The organism is Mesorhizobium shangrilense (genome assembly GCF_040537815.1).
Classification (GTDB): Bacteria; Pseudomonadota; Alphaproteobacteria; order Rhizobiales; family Rhizobiaceae; genus Mesorhizobium; species Mesorhizobium shangrilense.
In genome coordinates this window covers 37,049-60,917 of record NZ_JBEWSZ010000009.1, presented here as the reverse complement: position 1 = coordinate 60,917, position 23,869 = coordinate 37,049, and the positions used below count along the sequence as shown (strand labels likewise).

Here is a 23,869-nt window from a genome sequence, read left to right as displayed (position 1 = left end):
CATGGCTTCCAGTTCAACGGGTTTCAATTCGGGCCTCAATATCGGCAAATCCTACTATGTCGCCACCGCCAATCCGGCGCCGGACCATCCCGCCTTGCAGGGCGATGTCGACGCCGACCTGGTGGTGGTCGGCGGCGGCTGTACCGGCCTGTCCGCCGCCCTCCACGCCGCCGAGCGCGGCCTGAAGGTGGTGCTGCTCGAAGGCGGCAAGATCGGCTGGGGCGCATCAGGCCGCAATGGCGGCCAGATGATCCCCGGCCTGCGCAAGGGCGCCCAGGGGCTGGTCAAGCTCTACGGACCCGAACGGGCGAAGGCGCTGTTCGATCTTGCCTTCGAGGCGCGCGGGCTGGTGCTCGATATCATCGAGCGCCATGCCATCGATTGCGATCTCCGGCAGACCGGCCATCTGGTCGGCGCGGTCAACGGCTCCGATCTCAAGGATCTGGAAGACGAGGCCAGGTGCCTGGAAAGCGTGATGAAATTTCGGGACGTCGAGATCCTGTCGGCGGGAGACGCGCGAGCCAAGGTCGACACGCCCTATCACGGCGCGATGTATGAGCCACTTGGCGGCCACATGCATCCGCTCAACTACACGCTGGGCCTTGCCCGCGCTGCGGTCGCCGCCGGCGTTACCATTTACGAGAATTCGGTTGCCACGCGGCTGGAGCGCGAGCCTTCCATCCGGGTCTCGACGGCCAAGGGGTCGGTGCGGGCCGAGCATGTCGTGCTGGCGGGCGATGCGCTGCTCAATGGGCTGGAGCCGCGCGTCAACAGCCGCATCATGCCCGTTGGCAACTACATCGTCGCCACCGAGCCGCTGGAAGGCAAGCGCAATGTCATCCCGGCCAATGTCGCCGTGTCCGACACGCGCTTCGTCGTCAACTACTACCGCATGTCGGCGGATGGCCGCCTGCTGTTCGGCGGTGGCGAGCGCTACACGCCATCGCCACCGGTCGACATCGCCGGCTTCGTGCGGCCGCACATGGAAGCCACCTTTCCGCAACTCAAGGGCTGCCGCATCGACCATGCCTGGGGCGGGCTGGTGTCGGTGACGACATCGCGGCTGCCGCATGTCGGGCACTATGGCGAGGTCTATTTCGCGCATGGCTATTCCGGCAAGGGCGTCATCCTGTCGACGCTGTCGGGCAAGCTGCTGGCCGAAGCGATCACGGGAGATGCCTCAAGGCTCGACCTGTTCTCGACGCTGACCCCGATGCCGTTCCCCGGTGGTACCGCGTTGCGCGGTCCGCTCTATGTGCTGGGGATGTTGTGGTACGCGATGCGGGACCGCATCAAGCATTAGAGGAGCATTCGTCAGCTGGGCTATCGCGTATGAGAGGCCCCCTCATCCGGCCGCTTCGCGTCCACCTTCTCCCCCGAAGGGAGAAGAGGCTGTCATCAACGCTGGCGATCTCCTCTCCCGAGGGGAGAGGTCGGATTGTCCCGAATTGCCCTTTGCAATTCGGTTGGCAATCCGGGTGAGGGGACACTTGCTCATGTGCGATTGCTAGACGACAAAGAAATCCTCTATGCGCTGCCTGGCCTCAAGCAGCGCCGGCAGGATTTCCCGCTCCATCTCCGCAACCGAAAACCGCGCCGACTGCGTCGAGACGTTGATGGCCGCGACCGTGCGTTCCGCCCGGTCGCGGATCGGCACGGCGATCGAGCGCAGGCCGAGCTCCAGTTCCTCGTCGACGATGGCGAAACCGTCAGCCTTCGCCCTGCCGATGGCATCGGCCAGCAGCCTGATGTCGGTGATCGTCTTCGGCGTTCGCCTCTCGATCGTCGCCTGGTCGAGGAATGCGTCGAGTTCCCCCGGCGTCAGCCCGGCAAGCAGGATGCGTCCCATAGAGGTGCAATAGGCCGGCAGCCTGGTGCCGATATCCAGCGAGACGCTGAGGATGCGGCGGCCGGGAATGCGGGCGACATAGACGACATCCTGACCTGAAAGAATGGCCGCCGAGCAGGCCTCGTTCAACTGCGCGGCAACCGTGCGCATGATGGGCGCGGCGAAGCTCCACAGCGAGCCGCCGCCGAGCCAGGTGCGGGCAACGGTCAGCAGGCGTGGTGACAGGGAGAATACGCGGCCGGCTTGAGTCGCGTAGCCGGTGGCGACGAGCGTCAACAGGAAGCGGCGGGCGCCGGCGCGGGTCAGGCCGGCTTCGTCAGCCATTTCGGTCAGCGTCATGCCCGCGGGATGGCGGGCCAGAATCTCCATGACGGCAAGACCGCGCTCAAGCGAGCCGACATGGTCACGGGAAGCGGCTTCTTCGTCCATCTCACCTCCTCGGAGCGGCATCGTCGCCAGGATTGACTCCGCACTTTCATTCGATGTAGAAAGTATCGCATATAAAACATATGTTCGCAATACGAACATTTTGAATCCCGGAGCATGTTGGATGGTCAAGTTCCTGCCGCTCAAAGAGGCCGTCGCCGAGAATCTCAAGGACGGCGACACGGTTGCCTTCGAGGGCTTCACCCATCTGATCCCGACTGCAGCGGCGCATGAGGCGATCCGCCAGGGATTTCGCGACCTGACCCTGATCCGCATGACGCCGGACCTGATCTACGACCAGATGATCGGCATGGGCATGGCGAAGAAGATCGTCTTCTCCTATGTCGGCAATCCCGGCGTCGGCCTGTTGCGGCGCGCCCGCGACGCCATCGAGAACGGCTTTCCGCGGCCGATCGAGGTCGAGGAACACAGCCATGCCGGCATGGCCAATGCCTATGAGGCGGGCGCTGCCGGCCTGCCATGCGCGGTGTTCCGCGGCTATCGCGGCGCGGGGCTCGCGGCGGTCAATCCCAACATCAAATCGATCACCTGCCCGTTCACCGGTGAGGTGCTGGCCGCCGTTCCCGCGATCCGGCCGGATGTCACCTTCATCCATGCGCAGAAAGCCGACAGAAAAGGCAATGTGCTGGTCGAAGGCATCATCGGCATCCAGAAGGAAGCGGTGCTGGCAGCCAAGCGCGCCGTGGTGACGGTGGAGGAAGTGGTCGACAATTTCGACGATCTCCACCCCAACCTGACCGTGCTGCCGCGCTGGACGATAGCAGCGATCTCCGTCGTGCCCGGCGGATCGCATCCGTCCTACGCACATGGCTATTATGCGCGCGACAATGCCGCCTATCTGGAATGGGACGAGATCGCCGCCGACCGTGAAAAATTCCAGGCGTGGATGCAGGCCAACGTCATCGAAAAGAGCGCCGACGATTTCGCTGATAGAGTCGAGCATCTGAGGAAAGCGGCATGAGCGATAACCAGAGCCCCTTGGGCTTCACACCCAACGAGATGATGACGATCGCCGCCAGCCGCGCGCTTAGAAATGACGATGTCTGCTTCGTCGGCATCGGCGCGCCGTCCGCAGCCTGCAATGTGGCGCGGCTGACGCACGCGCCGGATATCACCTTGATCTATGAAAGCGGCACGATCGGCACCGCGCCCGACGTGCTGCCACTGTCGATCGGCGATGGCGAATTGTGCGAGACCGCCGTCACCACAGTCGCGGTGCCGGAAATGTTCCGCTACTGGCTGCAGGGCGGCCGCATCTCGATCGGCTTCCTGGGTGCGGCCCAACTCGACAAGTTCGGCAACATCAACACCACGGTCATTGGCGACTATTTCCATCCCAAGACCAGGCTGCCCGGCGGCGGCGGCGCGCCGGAGATCGCGACATCGTCGAAGGAGGTCTACATCACCATGGCGCAGACCAGGCGCGGCATGGTCGAGAAGATCGACTTCTTCACCTCCTTCGGTCATGGCAACGGTGGCGATCATCGCAAGCGTCTGGGCATCGACACCGCTGGCCCGACCTTGCTGATCACCGATCTCGCCATCTGGAAGCCGGATCCTGTGACCAAGGAGTTCACCGTCGTGTCGTTGCATCCGGGCGTCTCGCGGCAACAGGTGCAGGAGACCTGTGGCTGGGTGGTAAAGTTCGCGGAGGCGCTTGACGAAACACCGGCGCCAAGCGAACTCGAACTCAAGACATTGCGCGACCTGCAGGCCCGCACCAAGGCGGCGCATGAGGGGACCGGAAAAGAGAAAGCTGCCTAATGGCCGAAGCCTATATCTGCGACTACATCCGCACGCCCATCGGCCGCTTCGGCGGCTCGCTGTCCTCGGTGCGCGCCGACGATCTCGGTGCCGTCCCGCTGAAGGCGCTGGTCGAGCGCAATGCCGGCATCGACTGGCAGGGGATCGATGATCTCGTCTATGGCTGCGCCAACCAGGCCGGCGAGGACAACCGCAACGTGGCGCGCATGGCGCTGCTGCTGGCCGGCCTGCCCAAGGAGATTCCGGGCTCGACCGTCAATCGCCTGTGCGGCTCCGGCATGGATGCGCTGACCATCGCGGCGCGCGCCATCAAGGCCGGCGAAGCGGAACTGATGATCGCCGGCGGCGTCGAATCGATGAGCCGCGCGCCCTTCGTCATGCCCAAGGCCGACACCGCGTTTTCGCGCAATGCCGAGATTTACGACACCACCATCGGCTGGCGCTTCGTCAATCCGCTGATGAAGAAGCAGTATGGCGTCGATTCAATGCCGGAAACCGGCGAGAATGTCGCCGAGGATTTTTCCATCTCGCGCGCCGACCAGGACGCTTTTGCCGTGCGCAGCCAGGACAAGGCCGTCGCGGCGCAAGCCAATGGAAGGCTGGCGAAGGAGATCACCCCGGTGACCATACCGCAGCGCAAGGGCGATCCGGTGGTTGTCTCGAAGGATGAGCATCCCCGAGCCGGCACCACGGTCGAGGCGCTGGCCAAGCTGCCGACGCCGTTCCGGCAGGGCGGCACGGTGACGGCCGGCAATGCCTCCGGCGTCAATGACGGCGCTGCGGCGTTGATCGTTGCTTCCGAGGCAGCGATGAAGAAGTACGGCCTGACGCCGATCGCCCGCATCCTCGGCGGTGCCGCCGCTGGTGTCGAGCCGCGCATCATGGGCATCGGTCCGGCGCCGGCGACACAGAAGCTTTGCGCGCGGCTTGGCCTGACGCCAAAACAGTTCGATGTCATCGAGCTCAACGAGGCCTTTGCCTCGCAAGGCATCGCCGTGCTGCGCCAACTCGGCATTGCCGAGGATGCCGTGCACGTCAATCCGAATGGCGGCGCCATCGCGCTCGGCCATCCCCTAGGCATGTCGGGCGCCCGCATCTCCGGCACGGCGGCGCTGGAGCTTCGCGAGCACGGGGGGCGCTATGCGCTGGCCACGATGTGCATCGGCGTCGGCCAAGGCATCGCGATTGCCCTCGAACGGGTTTAAGCAACAGCCAATTATTAGCCGGTTAACAAGATGAGAGGGCGGCCATACCGTCAAAGGAGTGGCTGCTTTCTGTCTACTCTCAAATTTGACCATGTGGACAAAAGTCCAGACCCGTTCCATAGTTCCTTGTCTGATAGAGAACAGCCGGCTCGACACGGCAGTCAAACAGAGGGGCAATCAATGGAAGACCGGAAGAATCCAATCCAATCGAAGGGGCTTTCGCGGCGCAATGTGCTGGAACTCGGCGCACTTGGCGTGGCGGCCGCGATGCTGCCGGGCGCGGCCTTCGCGGCGGGCAAGAAGCTGAAGGTGGCGGCGATCTTCGCCACGCCGATCGAAGAGCCGTGGGACAACCAGGTCCATGTCGCGCTGCTGAAGGCGCAGAAGGAACTCGGCATCGAATACAAATGGTCGGAGAAGGTGCAGACCGCCGATTTCAGCCGCGTCATGCGCGAATACGCGCAAGGCGGCTATGAGCTGGTGCTGGGCGACGCCTTCGCGGCGGAACGGGAATCCCGCCGCACGGCCAAGCAGTTTCCGAAGACCGCCTTCCTGTTCGGTTCGGGCGCCGGGCCTGCGGAACCCAATTTCGGTGTCTTCGACAACTGGATCCACGAGCCGGCCTATCTCTCCGGCATGATCGCCGGCAAAATGTCGAAGAGCGGCACCGTCGGCGCGGTCGCGGCGATGGGTATCCCGGAAGTGAACCGGCTGGTCAACGCCTTCTTTGCCGGTGCCAAGGAGATCAATCCGAACATCAAGAAGAAGGTCTCGTTCATCGGCTCCTTCTTCGATCCGCCAAAAGCCAAGGAGGCCGCGGTCGCCCAGATCGACGCCGGTGTCGATGTGATCTATGCCGAGCGCTTCGGTGTCATCGAAGCGGCGGTGGACAAGAAGATCCTCGCCATCTCCAACATGTCCGACCAGTCGAGCCTCGGCCCCGATACGGTCATCACCGGCCCGGTCTGGGACATGTATCCGACGGTCGAGCAGGCGATCAAGCTGGTCAAGGCCGGCGTCTTCACCGCGCAGGACTATGGCGATTTCTCGCGCATGGCCAAGGGCGGTTCGTTCCTCGCGCCCTACCACAAGTTCGACAAGACGCTGCCTGCCGACGTCAAGGATCTGGTCGAGAAGAAGAAGGCCGAGATCCTGGAAGGCAATTTCCGGGTGGATGTCGACGAGAACACGCCGGTCTCGGATTGAGTGAGGCGTACCCCTCCCCCTTGAGGGGAGGGTGGCCCGCAGGGTCGGGTGGGGTCCTCCGCGACGCGCTCCATCCTTCAGTATCAACGTTGAGGCGGTTAAGGTGACCCCACCCGCCTCGCTTCGCTCGGCACCCTCCCCTCAAGGGTGAGGGGTATCTCCGCAGGAGCACCCTTGCCCGCCCCACTCATCGAAATGCGCGGCATCACCAAGAGCTTCGGCGCCGTCAAGGCGAACGAAGCCGTCGACCTCAGCGTTGCGCCGGGCGAAATCCTCGGCCTGCTGGGCGAGAACGGCGCCGGCAAGACGACGCTGATGAATGTGCTGTTCGGCGCCTATGCGCCGGATGCCGGCGAGATTCTCATCCAGGGTCAGAAGGTGCGGATCACCAGTTCGGCCGATGCGCTGGCCGCCGGCATCGGCATGGTGCACCAGCATTTTCATCTGGCGCCCCGGCTGACGGTGCTGGAAAACCTGCTTATCGGCATCCCCGGCAAATCGGGAAGTATCGACCGCGCTGGCGGGCTGGTGCGGCTGGCCGAAATCGGACGGCAGCATGGGCTGGCGCTCGATCCCGACCTGCCCGTGTCAGCCCTGTCGGTCGGCGAACAGCAGCGGCTCGAAATCGTCAAGGCGCTGTTTCGCGGCGCCAAGCTTTTGATCCTCGACGAGCCGACGGCGGTGCTGGCGCCGAGCGAGGTCGACGGGCTGTTTTCGGCGTTGCGCTCGATGGCGGCGCAGGGCCTCGGCATCATCTTCATCTCGCACAAGCTCAATGAGGTGCGGGCGCTCACCCATCGCTGCACGGTGCTGCGGCATGGCCGTGTCGCCGGCCGCGTCGACGATCCCGCCAACACGACATCGGCCGCAATGGCAGAATTGATGTGCGGCCACGAGATCGTGCCGCCGGCAAGGGGGCCATCGACGCCCGGTGCTGCTGTGCTGACGCTCGACGGCATTTCCACCTCAAAGCATTCGGGCACGGCGCTGCGCGATGTATCGCTTGCCGTCCGGGCTGGAGAGATACTCGGCATTGCCGGCGTGTCGGGCAATGGCCAGCGGGCGCTGGCGGAGGTGATTTCCGGCGTGCGTGCGCCCGACGCCGGCCAGATGACGATCGCCGGCAGCAAGGTCACGCGGTTCTCGCCGCGCGAGGTTCTGGCGCTTGGTCTTGGTCGCATCCCGGAAGACCGCATGACAACCGGCCTGGTCACCAACCTGCCGCTCGCCGATTCGATGGTGCTGCCGCGCATCGGCACCGCTGCGTTCAGCAGCAGGGGTCTGCTCAAGCCGGATGCAATCCGCGCCTTCGCCGAGGCGCAGATCGAGGCCTATGACATTCGCTGCCCCGGGCCAATGGTGCGCGCTGGGGCGCTGTCCGGTGGCAATCTGCAGAAGGCGCTTTTGGCGCGCGAGCTTGCCTTTGATCCAAAGGTGCTGATCGTGTCTCAGCCGACGCGCGGCCTCGACATCGGCGCCGCCCGCTTCATCCACGAAAAGTTCCTGGATATGCGCGCCAAGGGCTGCGGCATCATTGTCATCGGCGAGGATCTCGAGGAACTGCTGGTGCTCTGCGATCGGATCGCAGTGATGTATGAGGGCCGCATCGTAGGCACGCTCGACAGCGCCGATGCGACGATCGCGCGGCTCGGCTTGATGATGACCGGGGCGGAGGGGAGGGCTTAGCATGGATTTTTACCCTCAGTTCTTCGCAAAGGCCACAAATGATCTCGCCCGCTTTTGGCTAACCTTAGGCGTCGGTGCCGCCCCTCACCTGCCTGCCGGCATCCTCTCCCCGTATAGAGACGGGGAGAGGGGCGCTCTCATCGCTGCCTTCGCCAACCACCGACGTTCCAGGAAAAGCGCTGAGGTCGCGGGCAGCGCCCTTCTCCCCGTCCCTATACGGGGAGAAGGTGCCGGCAGGCGGATGAGGGGCAGCGCCAGCGCCGGAAGCATCGGTTGGACCACTGTGCCGAGGGCGGAGGGCCACAGCTGATGTTTCGCCTGGAAGTCCGGACGTCAACGCCCGCCTGGTTCAATCTCGCTCTGCCGCTACTGGCGATCGGCGTCACGCTTGTCCTGTGCAGCGGCCTCATCGCGCTGGCCGGCGCCGGCGTGCTCGATGCCTATGGCGTGATGTTCACGGCCTCGCTTGGCGACAGCTACGCCATCACCGAAACGATGGTGCGGGCAGCGCCCATGATCTTCACCGGGCTGGCGGTGGCCGTCGCCTTCCGGGCGAAATTCTGGAACATTGGCGCCGAAGGGCAATTGCTTGCCGGCGCGGTGGCCAGTTGCTTTGTCGGCACGATCCCGATGCCGGGGCCGCTTGCGATACTGTTGATGGCGGTGGCCGGCGCCGCGGCAGGCGCGGCGGTCGCACTCATCCCTGCGACGCTGCGCGTAAAATTCAAAGTCGACGATGTCGTCAGCTCGCTGCTCCTCAACTCCGTCATCTACTACGCGCTGATGGCGCTGATCGAAGGGCCGTGGAAGGACTCCTTCAGCGGCTATCCGATCTCGCCGCCGATCGAGGATTCGGCCAATTTCCCGGTGCTGATCGAAGGCACGCGGCTGCATCTGGGCGTCATCGTGGCGCTGATCGCCGCGCCACTGATCTGGTTCCTGATCGTGCGCACGACGCTCGGGTTCAGGATCAGGGTCACCGGCGAGAATCCCGAAGCCGCACGCTATGCCGGCATCAATGTTGAGCGCGTGCTGATCTCAACCGCGCTGCTGTCCGGCGCGCTGGCCGGGCTCGCCGGTGTCGGCGAAGTCGGCGGCGTGCATTTCCAGGTGATGAGCGATATCTCGCCGGGCTATGGCTATTCCGGCATCGTCGTTGCCATGCTGGCGCGGCTCAACCCGCTTGGCGTGGTGCCGGCGGCGATCTTCCTTGCCGCTGTCATGACCGGGGCCGAGGCGATGTCGCGGGCCACAGGCGTGCCAGCCTTCCTCAGCGATGTCATCCAGGGCACCGCATTGCTCGCCATGCTGGTGGCGTTGCTGTTCACCGCCTATCGCATCCGCCGCGTGGGGACTGCCCGATGAGCGCGGTGTTCGAACAGATCTTCCAGGTCGGCTTCCTGGCCGCCATCATCCGCATCGCCACGCCTTTGGCGTTCGCCACGCTTGGCGAGATGTTCTCCGAACGGGCCGGCGTGCTCAATCTCGGCATCGAAGGCATCATGCTGCTGTCGGCGATGACCGGCTTCACCGCCACCAGCATCAGCGGCAGCCTGTGGCTCGGTGTGCTCGTCGCCGTGCTGACAGGCATGCTGATGGGCGCGCTGCATGCGCTGTTCACAGTCGTGCTCGGCCTCAGCCAGCATGTCTGCGGCATCGGTGTCACGCTGTTCTCGTCGGGCCTCGCCTATTTCCTCTACCGGCTGATCTTCGGCCAGCAATCGGTGCCGCCGAGCATCAAGGGTTTCGAAACATTGCCGATACCCGGGCTTTCCGACATTCCGGTGCTCGGGCCGGCGGTGTTCAACCAGTTTGCGCTGGTCTACATGGCGATCGTTGCCATTCCGCTCGCCGCATTCGTACTCTACCGCACGCCATGGGGCCTGTCGGTGCGCATGGTTGGCGAAAACCCGCGCGCCGCCGATTCCGCCGGTGTCAGCGTCATTGCCACGCGCTTCCAGGCAGTCATTCTCGGTGGTGCGCTGATGGGCCTGGCCGGCGCCTTCCTGTCGATGGCGCAGTTCAACGCCTTCACCTTCGGCGTGGTGTCCGGGCGCGGCTGGGTGGCGATCGCGCTGGTCGTCTTCGGCCGCTGGGATCCGTGGCGTTCGGCGGGTGCGGCCCTTTTGTTCGCCTTCGTCGATGCCTTGCAACTGCGCATGCAGGCGAGCGGGCTCGGGCACATCCCCTACGAAGCGTTCCTCATGCTGCCGTTCATCTTCACCATCATTGCCATGGCTGTCATGTCGCGCAACGCGGTGGCGCCATCGGCGCTGCTGAAGCCGTTTCGACGGGAAGAGCGTTAGACGAATAGGACTTGGTGTCCTTTCCTCTCCCTCCGGAGTGGGGGAACCACCTTGCAACCGTCGCCAACGGACATTGAAAGGGACCAAGGCGCAAGAATCTTCCTGCACCGCGTGGTCGACCCCCACTCCGTCGAGTTGCGCTCGACACCTCTCCCTCGATCGACGGGGTAGAGGAAGGGCGCCAAGCTGTTCCTGGGGCGAGTACCTGGGTTCTGGGAGGCCTCACATCGCCGTAAAGCCATTATCCACGAACAGATGCGCGCCGTTGACGAAGCTTGCCTCGTCGCTGGCCAGGTAAAGCGCTGCCTTCGCCACCTCTTCCGGTTCGCCGATACGGCCCTGCTGCGCCGCCAATGCGGCGTCGGAAACATCGACGCCGAGCCTGCCGAGGTCGGCGACCTCGCGCAGTCCGTGTGGCGTGCGGATGAAGCCGGGGCAGACGGCGTTGCAGCGAATGTTGCGGTCGCGGAACTCGACGGCGATGGCGCGGGCGAACATGTGGCAGGCGCCCTTGGTGGTGTCGTAGAGCACCTCCATGGGCGTCGCCGCCACCGCCGAGATCGACGAGGTGCAGACGATCGAGCCGCCGCCGGCTGATATCATGCCGGGCAGCACGGCGCGCGTCATCAGGAACATCGAACGCACATTGACGGCATGCAGCCAGTCCCATTCCTGGACCGTCGTCTCCAGGAAGGGTTTTATCACGATGGTGCCGGCATGATTGAACAGCACGGTGACCGGGCCGAGCTTTTCGGTCGCCCCTTTCACCGCCGCCTCGACCTGCGCCTCGTCGGACACGTCGGCGACAAAATGCTCGGCGACATGGCCGCGCGCCCGGATCGTCGCTGCCGTGGCTGCGGCCGCATCGCCGTTGCGGTCGATGATCGCCACCTTGGCGCCCTCGGCGGCGAACAGCTCCGACGCCGCCCCGCCCATTCCCGTCGCGCCGCCCGAGATGATGGCAACCTTGCCGGCCAGTCTTGTGCCCATTTTTATGCTCCCCTGTTCGATGATTCCGCGTTTGTCGGCTGGGCGATGCTATCGCGTGCCCAGCCGACGGCCAATGCCCGAAGTGGGAGGCGAGAACGGGGCATAGGTCCATTCGGACGTCCAAGTGAAACGGACATGTCATGTCCATGGGCATCCGGATATGCCATTTCAGCAATCTGTTGCCATTATTCGGTCACCCATGAGAAAATAGTTCTGCATGTGGCCCAAAAATAGCAATCGACAAAGTCTACAAGTTTTATAGATTAACGGCCGAGACGGAGGTCGTTATGTCCTATACCCAGAACGCTCAGACTGATCGCAGCGCCCAGAGGCTGGCCAGTGCCCAGACCTTTCGCCCGGCCTATGCAGGCGCCTTCGCCTATGTCGTCTTTGCCCTTGCGTTCGTGTTCACCGGGGCTGTTGTCCTGGGCATCATTCCCTGAGCCGCAGGATTCAGGGCCAAGGGTAGCGTCCTACCGCTTCTGCGTAATTGGAGTTGAATGAACCGAATCCTGGTGCGCGTTCGCGCGCCCGGTGTGGTGCGATGCAAAATTTGCCGCACTCGTGATTCCAACGTGATGGAGATGGCAATGCCGATCGAGTTCACGCATGTTCCCGGAAAAGTTCATCCTGCCGGCGCCATTTCCACGGTGCCCTTCTTCTATGATTTTGCCGAGACCGCGACGAAGCTGTCGCTGATCGAGGATGTCGGTTTCCGAAAGATCGTCGTCGACGACCAGGCCGGGCTCCTGACCAATATGGATCTCGCCGCCCAGGTGCTGGATCGCACCTCTTCGCTGGAGGTCATCCTTGCGCATTGGGCGGGCGTGATCGAGCCGACGGTGGCGGCGCGGCAGCTGGCGTCGATAGGCGCGAAAAGCGGCGGGCGCCTGTCGCTCAGGATGCTGAGTGAGCCGCTCAACGACGACGATGCGGAGACGCGGCCCGTCGGTCATGCCGTTGTCTGGCAACGCATCGACGAATATCTGGTTCTGCTGAAGCGGCTGTGGTCGAACGACCGGCCCTTCGACCATGAGGGCACCTTTTACAGCATCAAGGGCGGTTATGTGCCGCGCAAGGGGCCAGACGGCGCCAGCTTGACCATTCGCATGGGCGGACAGTCCGGAACAGCGCTGAAGGTGGCCGGCAGGCATGCCGACGTCTTCGAGCTGGCGCCAGGCTCGATCGACGAGGTCCGGCAGCTTATGGAACGGGCGCGCGGCGCCGCCGCCGAACACGGTCGGGCGGGCAAGCTGCGCTTTGCGCTTCCGGTCGGGATTCACCATGGCCTTCGCGCCTCCGGCCACAGAGCCGTCGATGTTTCAGGGCCACCGGCGCAGGCCGCACTGTCGCTGCTGGCCTATGCCGGGCTTGGCATCGACGAATTCATGATCGTCGGTGTCGATACGCCGCGCGAGATCGCCACGGTTGGCCGGGAAACGCTCGCCTTGCTGCGCAACTCGCTGGTCCGTCGTGGTGAAGCCGATGCTTTCCAGCCCGGGGCGTATGCGTCTCGCCACGCGCAAGGGACGCATTCAGCAATCTGAGATCATTGGCTTTTCAGGGCCGAGGATGATGCAGACCAGCATTGCATCCGTGCCGTGGCATCAATGCGACGGCGCAAGATGCTGGGCGTCGTGCAGGCGACGATAGATGCCGTCGGCGCGGATCAGTTCGCTGTGCGACCCCTGCTCGACAATGCCGGAATCGGAGACGACGACGATGCGGTCGGCGCCACGGATCGTCGCCAGGCGATGGGCGATGACCAGCGTGGTGCGACCTTTGGCGAGTGCTGCCAGCGCCTTCTGGATTTCCCGCTCCGTCTGGGTGTCGAGCGCCGATGTCGCCTCGTCGAGGATCAGGATCGGCGGGTTCTTCAGGAACATGCGCGCGATCGCCAGCCGCTGCTTCTGGCCGCCTGAAAGCTTGACGCCGCGTTCGCCGATGATGGTGTCGTAGCCGGCCGGCAGGCCGGCGATCATGCCGTCGAGCTGGGCCCGCCGCGCGGCGTCGGCGATGGCCTCGTCGGAGGCGCCGAGACGGCCATAGGCGATGTTTTCACGAACCGAACCGCCAAACAGGAACACATCCTGCTGGACGATGCCGATCTGGCCGCGCAGCGAGGCCAGCGTCATGTCGCGGATGTCGATGCCGTCGATGCTGATCTGACCGGTGTCCACCTCATAGAAGCGCGGCAGCAGCGAGCAGATCGTGGTCTTGCCGGCGCCGGACGGACCGACGAAGGCGATGGTCTCACCCGCATGGATGGTCAGGTCTATCCCCTTCAGGACCGGCTTGCCGTCGCCATAGCCGAAGCCGACATCGCGATACTCGATGTCGCCCTTGAGGCTGCCGACAACCTTGGCGCCGGGACGGTCGGCAATGTCGGGTTCGGTGTCCAGAAGCTCCGTATAGCGCCGGAAGCCGGCAATGCCCTTGGGATAGGTTTCGATCACCGAATTGATCTTCTCGATTGGACGCACGAAGACGCCGACCAGAAGCAGGAAGCCGACGAAGCCGCCATTGCTGAGGTTTCCGGTGATGACGAGGTAGCTGCCGACGATCATGACCACGAGCTGGATCAGCCTGATGCCCATGTAGTTCAGTGAATTGCTGGCGGCCATGATCCGGTAGGCATCGAGCTTGGTCTGGCGATAGTTCTGGTTGTCGCGTGCGAACAGCGTGCGCTCATGCTCTTCATTGGCGAAGGCCTGCACCACGCGCATGCCGCCGACATTCTCCTCGATGCGGACGTTGAAGTCGCCGACGCGGCCATAGAGCGCCTGCCAGTTGCGCTCCATGCGCTCGCCATAGCGGATCGTCACCCAGGCGATGACAGGCACGATCACCACCGTGACCAGCGCCAATGGGATGTTGACCACGAACATCAGCGCGAACGCGCCGATGAAGGTCATGATGGCGATGAACAGGTCCTCGGGGCCGTGATGCGCGATCTCGCCGATCTCCTCGAGATCCTTGGTCACGCGGCCGACGAGGTGGCCGGTCTTGTGGTTGTCGTAGAAGCGGAAGGACAGTTTCTGCAAATGGTCGAAGCTTTTCCGACGCATCTCGGTCTCGATGTTGATGCCGAGCATATGGCCCCAATAGGTGACCACCGCCATCAGCACCGTGTTGAGCAGATAGATCACCAGCAGGCCTACCGCCGCCGCGATGATCAGCGCCCATTCCTGCCGCGGCAGAAGCTGGTCGACGAAGGAACGCACCGCCATCGGAAAGCCAAGCTCGAGCAGGCCGGCCAGCACGGCGCAGGAAAAGTCGAGTGCGAACAGCCCTTTCCAGGGGGCGTAGTAGGAAAGGAAGCGTCTGATCATCGAGGTGAACCGGAGACTTTCATCTGTATGCGGCGCGCACACGGGCGGTGCGCCGTCGGTGACACTGCTTATCGGCGCGGAATCCCTTGCGGCAATATGCCAGGGCCATTTCGGTACATCCCACGGCTTCCGGAATTCGACGTGCAGCCGGCTGTGCCAAAATTTTGTTGACTCAAAAACTCATCTAAATGTTGACTAATAAGGTCATGTTTCATAGTCAACCGGCATCGGCCGCCAAAAGCCAGATTGCTGGAACAGGGAGCCGCGCAGGAGAGAGGCCAGGACCGTGGCTGGAATTCATGCTGAGACAGCCTTCCACATCGAAGCGGTGCATTTCGCCGCCGGCGAGCGAACGCTGCCCTGCCTATTGCGGCGAACTCATCACGCTGAAGGACGGCAAGCTGCTGACGCGGGGCACCCCGGACCAGATCATGCAAGGCGATGTGCTCAAGGGCATTTTCGGCGTGGAGATGAGCGTGTTCGCGCACCCCGTCACCGGCCAGCCGATAGGCTATGTGCAGTGACTGGATTTGGTTGCGCCAAATAGGGAGCGGCACACCGCTGCGAGAATGAGGACGAAAACCTTGTCGAGAATTGGTCTGTTCGCCGCGCTGGTCGCATCCGCCGTCCTGTCGGCCGGTGGCGTTTGCGCTCAAGAACAGCCGGCCGGCAGTCCTCCTGTCGTCGAGACGCAGGCAGCACCGGCCGCGGCAGCACCAACCACGCCGGCACCGGCCTCCGTCGCTCCCGCGAATGGAGCGCCAGCCACGGCCGCGCCGGTGCAGGTGCCCGCGAATGCCACTGCCATTGACACTCCCACGGTCGGCGGCCCGGCGCCGTCACTGACCTTGCCGCACGATTTGTCGCCATGGGGAATGTTCATGGCCGCCGACATCGTGGTGAAGGGGGTGATGCTGGGCCTGGCGTTTGCCTCGCTCGTCACCTGGACGATATGGGTGGCCAAGTCGCTGGAAATCCTTGGTGGCAAGCTTCGCGCCGGGCGCGCCGCGCGCGCCATCGGCGACGCCGCGACGCTGACGCAGGCCGGCCGTGCGCTTGGCCACAACAGCGGACCCGGTGCCTTGCTGGTGCGGGCCGCCGAGGAAGAGGCCGCACTTTCGGCCGGCGCGCTAGACCATGTCTCCGGAGATGGGCTGAAGGAGCGCGTCGCGTCGCGTCTGTCGCGCATCGAGGCGGCGGCGTCGCGGCGCATGTCGCGCGGCACCGGCGTGCTGGCGACGATTGGATCGACCGCGCCTTTCGTCGGCCTGTTCGGCACCGTCTGGGGCATCATGAACGCCTTCATCGGCATATCGCAGGCGCAGACCACCAACCTCGCCGTCGTCGCGCCCGGCATTGCCGAGGCACTGCTCGCCACCGCCATGGGGCTGGTCGCCGCTATCCCGGCGGTCGTGATCTACAACGTCTTTGCGCGCTCCATAGCCGGCTACCGGCAGATTCTTGCCGATGCGTCGGCCGGTGTCGAACGGCTGGTCAGCCGGGACCTGGATTTCCGTACGGTTCCGCCGTTGAGCGCCGTGGCGGCGGAATGACGGAGCGGCGCGATGGCAAGTAGAATACACGAGAATCCGGAAGGCGATCTCGAGGAAAACCACGAGATCAACGTCACTCCCTTCATCGACGTCATCCTGGTGCTGCTGATCATCTTCATGGTCGCGGCCCCCCTGGCGACGGTCGATATCAATGTCGACCTGCCGGGCTCCACCGCGACGCCCGCGCCCCGGCCCGAGACGCCGCTGTTCCTGACGCTGAAGGACGATCTCACCCTGGCTGTTGGCAACGACACCGTGCCGCGCGCGGGCCTTGCCGCCGTCCTCGACGGCAGGACCAAGGGTGACAAGCAGACACGCATCTTCCTGCGCGCCGACAAGGCGGTCGCCTATGGCGACCTGATGGAGGCGATGAACCTGTTGCGCGGCGCCGGCTATCTGAAGATCGCGCTGGTCGGCCTGGAGACAATGCCATCCGCCGATGCCGCGGCGCCGGCCGCGGGCGGAGCGGCAGTGCCATGACCCAGCAGTCGGCCGCCCCCTCGGTTCAGCTGTCGCGCTTTGGCTGGCGCGACCTGGGCTTGTGGACGGCTGCCACCGCGCTTGTTCTCGGTGCGCATGTCGCTATCGCCTATGGGGTCCAGGAATGGAGTGACGCCGACGCGTCGGACGGTGGTCCGCCGCCAGCGATGGTGATCGACATGGCCCCCATGATGGTCGCGCCAGCCATCGAGGAACAGGCGGCGATGCTGGATCCGACCCCGCCCGACCAGAGGGAGCCTATAGAAACGCAGGAAACGATCACCACGGCGGAGCCTGTCACGGACCCATCGCCGGAGCCGGTGACCGAGGAAGCGGAGGCCGCTCCGTCCGACCCGGTAGCGCAAGCCCAACCGAGCGTCACCGAGCCTACTGATCAGCCCCCGCTGGACGAGGTCGTTCCGGACATCGTCCAGGCCGTCGCCCCTGACGTGGTCATTCCCTTGCCGCAGCCGAAACCGGTCGAAACGCAGGTCGAGAAAAAGAAGCCGGTTGAAGCCAAGGCCAAAAAGCCCGTCGACAAGCCCAAGCCCCGGCAGAAGAAGGAAAAGGCGGCGCCAGCCAAGACCGTTGTCACCGCAAGCGCGGATGTGAAGCCCTCGGCCAAGACGGCCGCGCCGAAGTCCGCCGAGGCGGCGTCGAGATCCGGTGACGACAGCAGGTGGAGTTCTCGTCTGGGAGCCTGGATCAAGCGGCATACACGCTATCCGAGAGCGGCGAGCGCGAGGCGCGTGGAGGGCAACCCGTATGTGACCTTTACGGTCGACGCATCCGGCCGGGTCCTCACCGCCAGACTTTCCCGCTCATCTGGTAGCGACGACCTCGATCGGGCGGCGCTGTCGGCCCTTCAGGGCGCCACGGTGCCGGCACCGCCACCCGAGAAGGTAGGCACGAGCATCCTCGCGCCTTTCGTGTTCAACCTGCCCAGGTAGAAGGCAATGGGAGCGGGCATTGCTGTCCGCCCCGATGGTGTTTCACGACCGCTGGCGCTCCTCCTGCGAGCGCCGCTCCTTCTTCTTGCGCCAGGGCGCATTGGCTTCCCAGTCGCCGGCCATGATGCAGCCATAAGGCAGCACCTCGTCGACGATCTCCGCCAGGCCGAAATGTTCGATCTGGCGGCGCATCGAGGCCGCGTTCTTGTAGGCGCTCGGCAGCTCGGAAATATCCGTTACGCCGGAGAAGAAGCGGGCATCGATGCCCTTCGTCTCCTCAGTGAAGATATCGGCGTCGCTGCGCCCCGCCTGCATGCGCCGGTGCTGGGTGCGCGAAAAATTGCGCCCGGCGCCGTGCGGCGAGAAGCCAAGTCCGTGCGCCGCGTTCCTGCCGCGCACGATCAACACCGGTTCCGCCATGTTGAGCGGGATCAGCGTCAGATCGGTCGCGTCATCGGCCCAGTTGTCGAAGGCCGGCGTGGCGCCCTTGCCGTGGTAGAACAGCCCGTCCGAACGGCGGAAGACGAAGTTGTGCTCGTTCCAGAACCGGTCCGACACCTTCGCCGACAGCTTTTCGGCCGCGAGATCATGGATCAGCATGTGGTTGCCCTTGGTCCATTCGCGGATCGTCTGCAGGGCCTCCCAATACTCATCGCCTTCCCGCGTATCGGCCGGGATCCAGGCGTTATGCGGCAAGGTTTCCGGCGACAGCGTCCTACGGACGCCCTCGGCGATCTTCATGCCCTTGCTGTAGAGCCGCGCGCCCGGCGAGCGCGAGCCGTGATGGGTGACCAGCGCCGTCTCGCCGCTCGACTTCAGGGTGCCGACATAGGCGAAATGGTTGCCGTCGCCCTGCGTGCCGAAATGCTCGATCGCGGCACTGGTCAGGTCGCGCAGCAACGGGTTGGCCTCGAAACGCTCGAAGACCTCCTTGGCCGGTCGGATCTGCTGGCCGCGCTGACGCCCGCCCGGCCCGAAATGGGTGACCCCATGAACGGCATCGAGCAATGCGGCAGGCGCGACGCCCGGAAATACCGAGATGGCCATCGAGCAGCAGATATCAGCCGAATGCATGCCGGGATGGATCGCCTCGGACACCGCGACGCCGCCAACCGGAATGGTGCCCAACGGACCAGCCGGGCAGGCATCCGGCATGATGGCGCCAGCGCGGACGACCGGCGTGCGCATCAGTTCGGTCATGGTGCGCGTGACCGCTTCGACGTTGGCCGTTTCCTCCGGCGTATCCGCCTGGATGTTCAGATGCAGCGGCACGGAGGCGGCCACCTGCAAAGCCACGGCCGGCGGCGGCGCGAAGCCACGCGCGACCTCCAGCGCATCGCCCTGCGATCCGCCGCTCTCCAGCACCGCGTTGGCGGCGGCCAGCGCTTTGCCGAACCACTTGCCCTGCCCCATGCCGGCGTCGATCAAATCCTGTCCACTCAAAATCTCGGTCATGTCTTTCACTTTCGGTACACTGCCCTGGGCAGTACTGCGTATTGCGGACTGGCGACAAGGGATCGGCAAGACAGTTACTGAGCTACTTTCCATCCTCGGATGGAAGGGATGGCTTGAACATCCGACCTTCCGCGACTTTCGTTGCGGACGCTCTATCCCTGTAGTCCTGCCTGCATTCGCCATTCATTCTCTTTCTCTCCGGCGGGCGACAAGTCGATGCGAGAAACCGATCGGTCAACCGACCGACGGGCGGATTCGAACCGCCAGATGCCAATGTATTCCCGCAGGCATTCGCCCTGTTCAATCGGCTGGCGACAAGGGTTGGCAAGACGGTGACTGCGCCACCTCGCTCCGCAGAGCGAGAGAGTGATTTGAACACCCGACCTCCCGCCTTTCGACGGGCGCGCTACCTGTAGTCCTGCCTGCATTCGCCATTCTATTACGTCGCCGCGGCGACAAGGGGTGATGAAACATCGGGAGTCCCGCTCGTGCCAGAGAGCGCCTGCAAGGTGAGGAGTCGAACCTCACGGAGCATCCCATTTGTGCTGTAGTTCCATCGGGCATTCGCTGCGGCTGTTTCTTGCGAGGTGTGACGACAAGTCTATTGTGAAACCTTATATTCCCGTTCTGACCGCTGAACTACGGAGCTGTTGCTCCGGCGGGAATCGAACCCGCGACCTGGAAGCCCTGTAGTTCCATCGGCATTCGTCATGCCCTGAATTTCGGGTGGTCCCGGCAAACGTAGCGCCGGGACCGTAGTTTAGAGTTCGACCGCCTCGATCGTGCGCACCCAATGGTCGGGGTCGCCGTTCGAGGTCAGCATCGTGCCGACCACGTCGAAGACGCGGTCGGAGAAGCCGCCGACATTCAGGATGTCGACTTGAGGCTTCGCCTGCGTCGTCGTGGAGGGCTGGATGTCGACGCAGACCAGCTTGGCTTCCGAGTTCAACGCCTTCAGCTTGCGCCATTCCTGCATCGTCGCCGTCCCCTGATGTGCATGCGCCGTAGCATCCACCCAGGACTGGTTGTCCGACACGAACACCACCAGGTCGACCTTGGCCTTCTCACGGACCAGCCGTGCCAGCGGCGCCGAACAGTTGGTTCCGCCACCACCGATGGCGGCAAGCTTCGCGGCGTTGGTCATCACCGTGTCGCGGGCGTTGAGGTGGATATCCACCACATCGTTCTCGAACGGCAGCACCCTGGCCGTCGGGTTGCGGCGCAGCATCGCGGCGGCCACCAGGGCAGCCACATCGATGCAACGCACGACCGACGTGGCGTCCTTGCGGTAACCGGTCGCCGGCGAGCTCATCGAGCCCGAGACGTCCGGACACACGACCACATTGCCGTCGACCTGCGGAACGTTGCCGAGCGCGATTTCCATCGCATCCTGCAGTGCGTCCTTGACCACGCCAGGCACCTCCGCGTCGGCCATGGTGAAGGCCACCATGAGCTGATACGGGAACACCCGGGCGCGCCGGATCTCTTCCGGGTTGCGCAGTCGCGCCGCCAGCTTCTCGGCGAACCCTTCCACTTTGAACACGCCGTTGCGGGCAAAAGTATTGAGATTCTGCCGCAGCATCTGCCATCCGGCTGTTTGCGCGACCTGCACCCAATGCGCTGGCGTCAGCGACATCGAGGTCAGCATCTGGAACGGCACGGCGGGCACAGGCAGCGACGGATCGCGTTTGAATGCCTCGAAGCTCTTCACCACCTCCGGCAGCGCCGCGACATCATGCGGCTTGCCGATCAGGTAGCCATAAAGCGCTTCATGCGATGCTGATTTCGGCTTCGGGTGAACCATCTTGATGACATCGGCCAGCGACGGATCATTGCCGACCGCAGCCCGCATGATCTCGAAGTCGGCCGCGTGCTCGAGCCACGCCTGGACAAGACGCTTCGGCCGGGTGCCCAGCGACTTGCGCCCGGTGGCGCCGGAACGCATCACCTGCACGAAGTTGCGCAGCATCTTGCCGTTCCGCACGATCCGCCCAAACGCACGGTTGAATTCGTCGCCCTGCATGCAGGACAGAACGGCCAGCAACAGTATCGGCATGTCCTTCATAAAACCCTGCTCGAAGGCGTGGACGGCGGTGCGTGCCAGGAACCCCGGCTCGACCTGCCAGGCGAGCTTCAGCATCTCGTCCAGCTGCTCGCGCGGCTCGGCATAGAAGGTCGCGTTGAACGTTCCCGTCGCCGCCAGCTGCGCCAGAGCCTGCTCAGGCGACGGGCGATAAGCCTGGGCGCCTTCATGGTTCCGAGCGTCAGCCGGCGGGAGCAGCTTTCCTGCAATCGTCGCAAACACGGATTTGTTCGCCATTGATCTCATCCTTCATTTTCACACCAGCATCATTGCAGGCAGCGTGCCAGTTGGACGGATGAGCGAGGGTCGGTTCACCGAAATTCACGTAACTAGCTGATCTTATTAAGAAATAAAAATTCTCTCCAAACCCTGAGGCCTCTGGTGCTGTCTAAGCAAGCGCCTGTATAATGATCCAAAAATATCCAGTTTTATATCATGGGATAAAATGAGAAGACGTGTTGCGATCGGCATTCTTGGTACGACGCTTGATGCGAGCGGGCGGGACGATCGCTGGAAAAGATGGCGACCGACGGTAGCGCTGTGCCAGCAGCCGGGGCTTTTCATCGATCGGCTGGAATTGATTCACGACGTTCACTCGCAGCGGCTGGCCAGTCAGATCATTGCCGACATCGAGCAGGTTTCCCCGGCGACCGAGGTGAGGCCGCACATCGTCGGCATGAAGGATCATTGGGATTTCAGCGAAGTCTATACCGCGCTGCGCGACTTCGCTCGCGCCTATACATTCGATCCCGAGAAGGAAGATTACCTCGTCAACATCACCACCGGCACTCATGTCGCCCAGATCTGCTGGTTCCTGCTCACCGAGGCCCATTTCATTCCTGCGCGGTTGTTGCAGCTTTCGCCACGCAAGGAGGGACGTGACGACGCATCGGGCAGCCATTCGATCATCGACCTCGACCTGTCCCGCTACGACGCGATCGCCACGCGCTTTACGGCCGAGCGCGACGAGGCGACATCGTTCCTGAAATCGGGCATCGCCACACGCAATCCCGCCTTCAACCAGATGATCGACCAGATAGAGAAGGTGACGATCCGCTCTCGGGCGCCGGTCTTGCTCACCGGTCCGACGGGCGCGGGCAAGTCGCAGCTGGCGAGGCGCATCTATGAGTTGAAGAAGGCGCAGCGGCAGGTCTCCGGCGCTTTCATCGAGGTCAATTGTGCGACGCTGCGCGGCGACCAGGCGATGTCGACGCTGTTCGGCCACGTCAAGGGCGCCTTCACCGGCGCCCAGAACGAGCGCGCCGGGCTGATGAAATCGGCCAACAAAGGCGTGCTGTTCCTCGACGAGATCGGCGAACTCGGCCTCGACGAGCAGGCCATGTGCCTCAGGGCCATCGAGGAAAAGCGCTTCCTGCCGGTCGGCGCCGACCAGGACGTGACGTCGGATTTCCAGCTTCTGGCCGGCACCAATCGCGATCTGTCGATCGGCGTGAAGGAGGGCAGGTTCCGCGAGGACCTGTTCGCTCGGCTAAACCTGTGGACCTTCCAGTTGCCGGCGCTGCGCGACCGCAAGGAAGATATCGAGCCCAATCTCGAATTCGAGCTGCGCCGCTTCAGCGAGCGCGAGGGACAGAACGTCACCTTCAACAAGGAAGCGCGCGACCTTTACCTGAAATTCGCCATCGCGCCGGAGGCGATGTGGCGGGCGAATTTCCGCGACCTCTCGGCATCCATCACCCGCATGGCGACGCTGGCGCCGCTCGGCCGCATCAACGAGGAGACGGTGCGCGACGAGACCGAGCGGCTCGGCGTCTTGTGGCGCGCCGGCGATGCCGGTGACCGCGACGCCATTCTGGCGGAAATTCTCGGACCTGAGCGGCAAAGCCGGATCGACATCTTCGACCGGGCGCAATTGGCGACCGTGCTGGAGGTTTGCCGCGACAGCAATTCGATCAGCGCGGCCGGGCGAAAACTGTTCGCCGTCTCGAGGCTGCAGAAGACCAGCGGCAATGATGCCGACCGCTTGCGAAAGTACCTCATGCGGTTCGATCTCAGCTTCGAGGATATTGCCCGGCGATGATCGGCACCGCGCGTCGATTTGGCAAGCGATGCTCCCTGCCTCCGGCAATTGCGGTGACAGCACTGTTCGTTGTAGCCATTCCGGCAGCTTGATTTCAGAGGAGGCGCAGCATGGACCGATTCACCGGCGGTTGCCAGTGCGGCGACGTCCGCATCGTGGCGTCGGGAGCCCCATACCGGGTCGGCATTTGTCACTGTCTCGACTGCCGCAAGCATCACGGGGCGCTTTTCTACGCTGCCGCTGTGTTCCCGCAGGATGCGGTGATGATCGAGGGCGAGACACGTGATTACCTCGGGCGGTTTTTCTGCCCCCGCTGCGGCTCGTCCGTTTTCGCGCGCAGCGCGGACGAAATCGAAGTGCACCTGGGATCGCTGGATGCCCCTGACCAATTCATGCCGACCTACGAAAGCTGGACCGTCCGTCGCGAGTCCTGGTTGCCGCCGTTTCCGTTCACGAGGCGATACGAGCGCGGTCGTGACGACGACACAGATCGCTTCGAGGGATAGGTCGCACGAGCGGTAG

The 23,869-nt window shown here is 63.9% G+C and carries 21 protein-coding genes; 16 read left to right on the top strand and 5 right to left on the bottom strand.

The window, feature by feature from the left end; all coding sequences use genetic code 11:
* The first annotated feature begins 1 nt into the window (after position 1).
* Complete coding sequence (locus ABVQ20_RS36080; RefSeq protein ID WP_354464593.1) at positions 2 to 1,303, top strand: NAD(P)/FAD-dependent oxidoreductase; 1,302 nt, start codon at positions 2 to 4, stop codon at positions 1,301 to 1,303.
* A gap of 204 nt (positions 1,304 to 1,507) precedes the next feature.
* Here ABVQ20_RS36080 and ABVQ20_RS36075 read toward each other — a convergent pair whose 3' ends face one another.
* Positions 1,508 to 2,278 carry an IclR family transcriptional regulator domain-containing protein gene (locus ABVQ20_RS36075; RefSeq protein WP_354464592.1) on the bottom strand — a complete coding sequence of 257 codons (771 nt, stop codon included), beginning with the start codon at positions 2,276 to 2,278 and terminating at the stop codon, positions 1,508 to 1,510.
* A gap of 121 nt (positions 2,279 to 2,399) precedes the next feature.
* Here ABVQ20_RS36075 and ABVQ20_RS36070 point away from each other — a divergent pair, with 121 nt between their 5' ends.
* The 7 genes from ABVQ20_RS36070 to ABVQ20_RS36040 all read left to right on the top strand — a co-directional run bounded on the left by ABVQ20_RS36070 (position 2,400) and on the right by ABVQ20_RS36040 (position 10,463).
* Positions 2,400 to 3,257 (top strand): CoA transferase subunit A, encoded by an 858-nt coding sequence (locus ABVQ20_RS36070; RefSeq protein WP_354464591.1) that lies wholly within the window; start codon positions 2,400 to 2,402, stop codon positions 3,255 to 3,257.
* Positions 3,254 to 4,060, top strand: coding sequence for a CoA-transferase subunit beta (locus ABVQ20_RS36065; protein ID WP_354464590.1), 807 nt, complete (start codon positions 3,254 to 3,256; stop codon positions 4,058 to 4,060). Before ABVQ20_RS36070 ends, ABVQ20_RS36065 begins: the two co-directional genes overlap by 4 nt.
* Positions 4,060 to 5,265, top strand: a complete 1,206-nt coding sequence (pcaF, locus tag ABVQ20_RS36060) for a 3-oxoadipyl-CoA thiolase (protein WP_354464589.1) — start codon at positions 4,060 to 4,062, stop codon at positions 5,263 to 5,265. The genes ABVQ20_RS36065 and pcaF overlap by 1 nt, the downstream gene beginning before the upstream one ends.
* Before the next feature lie 180 nt (positions 5,266 to 5,445).
* Entirely contained in the window at positions 5,446 to 6,471 is a 1,026-nt protein-coding gene (locus tag ABVQ20_RS36055) for a BMP family protein (RefSeq protein ID WP_354464588.1), read from the top strand.
* Positions 6,472 to 6,645: 174 nt separating this feature from the next.
* Positions 6,646 to 8,157 (top strand): ABC transporter ATP-binding protein, encoded by a 1,512-nt coding sequence (locus ABVQ20_RS36050; RefSeq protein WP_354464587.1) that lies wholly within the window; start codon positions 6,646 to 6,648, stop codon positions 8,155 to 8,157.
* A 309-nt stretch (positions 8,158 to 8,466) separates the two neighbouring features.
* Positions 8,467 to 9,522, top strand: coding sequence for an ABC transporter permease (locus ABVQ20_RS36045; protein ID WP_354464586.1), 1,056 nt, complete (start codon positions 8,467 to 8,469; stop codon positions 9,520 to 9,522).
* Positions 9,519 to 10,463, top strand: a complete 945-nt coding sequence (locus tag ABVQ20_RS36040; RefSeq protein ID WP_354464585.1) for an ABC transporter permease — start codon at positions 9,519 to 9,521, stop codon at positions 10,461 to 10,463. The genes ABVQ20_RS36045 and ABVQ20_RS36040 overlap by 4 nt, the downstream gene beginning before the upstream one ends.
* A gap of 222 nt (positions 10,464 to 10,685) precedes the next feature.
* Here ABVQ20_RS36040 and ABVQ20_RS36035 read toward each other — a convergent pair whose 3' ends face one another.
* Positions 10,686 to 11,453, bottom strand: coding sequence for an SDR family NAD(P)-dependent oxidoreductase (locus tag ABVQ20_RS36035; RefSeq protein ID WP_354464584.1), 768 nt, complete (start codon positions 11,451 to 11,453; stop codon positions 10,686 to 10,688).
* Positions 11,454 to 11,740: 287 nt separating this feature from the next.
* Here ABVQ20_RS36035 and ABVQ20_RS36030 point away from each other — a divergent pair, with 287 nt between their 5' ends.
* The gene (locus ABVQ20_RS36030; RefSeq protein WP_354464583.1) at positions 11,741 to 11,896 is read left to right on the top strand and encodes a hypothetical protein; all 156 of its coding nucleotides are present in this window, start codon (positions 11,741 to 11,743) and stop codon (positions 11,894 to 11,896) included.
* A 147-nt stretch (positions 11,897 to 12,043) separates the two neighbouring features.
* On the top strand, positions 12,044 to 13,000 hold the full coding sequence (locus tag ABVQ20_RS36025) for an LLM class flavin-dependent oxidoreductase (protein ID WP_354464582.1): 957 nt from the start codon (positions 12,044 to 12,046) through the stop codon (positions 12,998 to 13,000).
* A gap of 60 nt (positions 13,001 to 13,060) precedes the next feature.
* Here ABVQ20_RS36025 and ABVQ20_RS36020 read toward each other — a convergent pair whose 3' ends face one another.
* Positions 13,061 to 14,785 carry an ABC transporter ATP-binding protein gene (locus ABVQ20_RS36020; RefSeq protein ID WP_354464581.1) on the bottom strand — a complete coding sequence of 575 codons (1,725 nt, stop codon included), beginning with the start codon at positions 14,783 to 14,785 and terminating at the stop codon, positions 13,061 to 13,063.
* Positions 14,786 to 15,084: 299 nt separating this feature from the next.
* Here ABVQ20_RS36020 and ABVQ20_RS36015 point away from each other — a divergent pair, with 299 nt between their 5' ends.
* Genes ABVQ20_RS36015 through ABVQ20_RS36000 form a run of 4 tightly spaced genes read left to right on the top strand, consistent with a single transcriptional unit; the run spans position 15,085 to position 17,768 of the window.
* Positions 15,085 to 15,309, top strand: a complete 225-nt coding sequence (locus ABVQ20_RS36015; RefSeq protein WP_354464580.1) for a hypothetical protein — start codon at positions 15,085 to 15,087, stop codon at positions 15,307 to 15,309.
* A 60-nt stretch (positions 15,310 to 15,369) separates the two neighbouring features.
* Positions 15,370 to 16,338: a tonB-system energizer ExbB gene (gene exbB / locus ABVQ20_RS36010; protein ID WP_354464579.1), complete on the top strand. Its 969-nt coding sequence runs from the start codon at positions 15,370 to 15,372 to the stop codon at positions 16,336 to 16,338.
* 12 nt (positions 16,339 to 16,350) lie between these two features.
* The gene (exbD, locus tag ABVQ20_RS36005; RefSeq protein WP_354464578.1) at positions 16,351 to 16,818 is read left to right on the top strand and encodes a TonB system transport protein ExbD; all 468 of its coding nucleotides are present in this window, start codon (positions 16,351 to 16,353) and stop codon (positions 16,816 to 16,818) included.
* Positions 16,815 to 17,768 (top strand): TonB family protein, encoded by a 954-nt coding sequence (locus tag ABVQ20_RS36000; protein WP_354464577.1) that lies wholly within the window; start codon positions 16,815 to 16,817, stop codon positions 17,766 to 17,768. Before exbD ends, ABVQ20_RS36000 begins: the two co-directional genes overlap by 4 nt.
* Positions 17,769 to 17,810: 42 nt before the next feature.
* Here the strand turns inward: ABVQ20_RS36000 and ABVQ20_RS35995 are convergent, their stop codons facing one another.
* On the bottom strand, positions 17,811 to 19,223 hold the full coding sequence (locus ABVQ20_RS35995; RefSeq protein ID WP_354464576.1) for an RtcB family protein: 1,413 nt from the start codon (positions 19,221 to 19,223) through the stop codon (positions 17,811 to 17,813).
* Positions 19,224 to 19,983: 760 nt separating this feature from the next.
* Positions 19,984 to 21,543, bottom strand: coding sequence for a vWA domain-containing protein (locus tag ABVQ20_RS35990; protein ID WP_354464575.1), 1,560 nt, complete (start codon positions 21,541 to 21,543; stop codon positions 19,984 to 19,986).
* A 208-nt stretch (positions 21,544 to 21,751) separates the two neighbouring features.
* Between ABVQ20_RS35990 and rtcR the strand changes: the two genes are divergently transcribed.
* Both rtcR and ABVQ20_RS35980 read left to right on the top strand, forming a co-directional pair.
* Positions 21,752 to 23,347: an RNA repair transcriptional activator RtcR gene (gene rtcR, locus ABVQ20_RS35985; RefSeq protein ID WP_354464574.1), complete on the top strand. Its 1,596-nt coding sequence runs from the start codon at positions 21,752 to 21,754 to the stop codon at positions 23,345 to 23,347.
* A gap of 110 nt (positions 23,348 to 23,457) precedes the next feature.
* Positions 23,458 to 23,853: a GFA family protein gene (locus ABVQ20_RS35980; protein WP_354464573.1), complete on the top strand. Its 396-nt coding sequence runs from the start codon at positions 23,458 to 23,460 to the stop codon at positions 23,851 to 23,853.
* The last annotated feature ends 16 nt before the right edge of the window (positions 23,854 to 23,869 follow it).

What these genes read in the sequence shown, in the direction of transcription:
- ABVQ20_RS35995 (WP_354464576.1), bottom strand. Translation starts at nt 19,223, where the DNA reads ATGACCGAGATTTTGAGTGGACAGGATTTGATCGACGCCGGCATGGGG.
- ABVQ20_RS36055 (WP_354464588.1), top strand. Translation starts at nt 5,446, where the DNA reads ATGGAAGACCGGAAGAATCCAATCCAATCGAAGGGGCTTTCGCGGCGC.
- ABVQ20_RS36000 (WP_354464577.1), top strand. Translation starts at nt 16,815, where the DNA reads ATGACCCAGCAGTCGGCCGCCCCCTCGGTTCAGCTGTCGCGCTTTGGC.
- ABVQ20_RS36075 (WP_354464592.1), bottom strand. Translation starts at nt 2,278, where the DNA reads ATGGACGAAGAAGCCGCTTCCCGTGACCATGTCGGCTCGCTTGAGCGC.
- ABVQ20_RS35990 (WP_354464575.1), bottom strand. Translation starts at nt 21,543, where the DNA reads ATGGCGAACAAATCCGTGTTTGCGACGATTGCAGGAAAGCTGCTCCCG.
- exbD (WP_354464578.1), top strand. Translation starts at nt 16,351, where the DNA reads ATGGCAAGTAGAATACACGAGAATCCGGAAGGCGATCTCGAGGAAAAC.
- ABVQ20_RS36065 (WP_354464590.1), top strand. Translation starts at nt 3,254, where the DNA reads ATGAGCGATAACCAGAGCCCCTTGGGCTTCACACCCAACGAGATGATG.
- ABVQ20_RS36030 (WP_354464583.1), top strand. Translation starts at nt 11,741, where the DNA reads ATGTCCTATACCCAGAACGCTCAGACTGATCGCAGCGCCCAGAGGCTG.
- rtcR (WP_354464574.1), top strand. Translation starts at nt 21,752, where the DNA reads ATGAGAAGACGTGTTGCGATCGGCATTCTTGGTACGACGCTTGATGCG.
- ABVQ20_RS36025 (WP_354464582.1), top strand. Translation starts at nt 12,044, where the DNA reads ATGCCGATCGAGTTCACGCATGTTCCCGGAAAAGTTCATCCTGCCGGC.
- ABVQ20_RS36020 (WP_354464581.1), bottom strand. Translation starts at nt 14,785, where the DNA reads ATGATCAGACGCTTCCTTTCCTACTACGCCCCCTGGAAAGGGCTGTTC.
- ABVQ20_RS36070 (WP_354464591.1), top strand. Translation starts at nt 2,400, where the DNA reads ATGGTCAAGTTCCTGCCGCTCAAAGAGGCCGTCGCCGAGAATCTCAAG.
- ABVQ20_RS35980 (WP_354464573.1), top strand. Translation starts at nt 23,458, where the DNA reads ATGGACCGATTCACCGGCGGTTGCCAGTGCGGCGACGTCCGCATCGTG.
- ABVQ20_RS36015 (WP_354464580.1), top strand. Translation starts at nt 15,085, where the DNA reads ATGCTGAGACAGCCTTCCACATCGAAGCGGTGCATTTCGCCGCCGGCG.
- ABVQ20_RS36045 (WP_354464586.1), top strand. Translation starts at nt 8,467, where the DNA reads ATGTTTCGCCTGGAAGTCCGGACGTCAACGCCCGCCTGGTTCAATCTC.
- ABVQ20_RS36035 (WP_354464584.1), bottom strand. Translation starts at nt 11,453, where the DNA reads ATGGGCACAAGACTGGCCGGCAAGGTTGCCATCATCTCGGGCGGCGCG.
- ABVQ20_RS36080 (WP_354464593.1), top strand. Translation starts at nt 2, where the DNA reads ATGGCTTCCAGTTCAACGGGTTTCAATTCGGGCCTCAATATCGGCAAA.
- pcaF (WP_354464589.1), top strand. Translation starts at nt 4,060, where the DNA reads ATGGCCGAAGCCTATATCTGCGACTACATCCGCACGCCCATCGGCCGC.
- ABVQ20_RS36040 (WP_354464585.1), top strand. Translation starts at nt 9,519, where the DNA reads ATGAGCGCGGTGTTCGAACAGATCTTCCAGGTCGGCTTCCTGGCCGCC.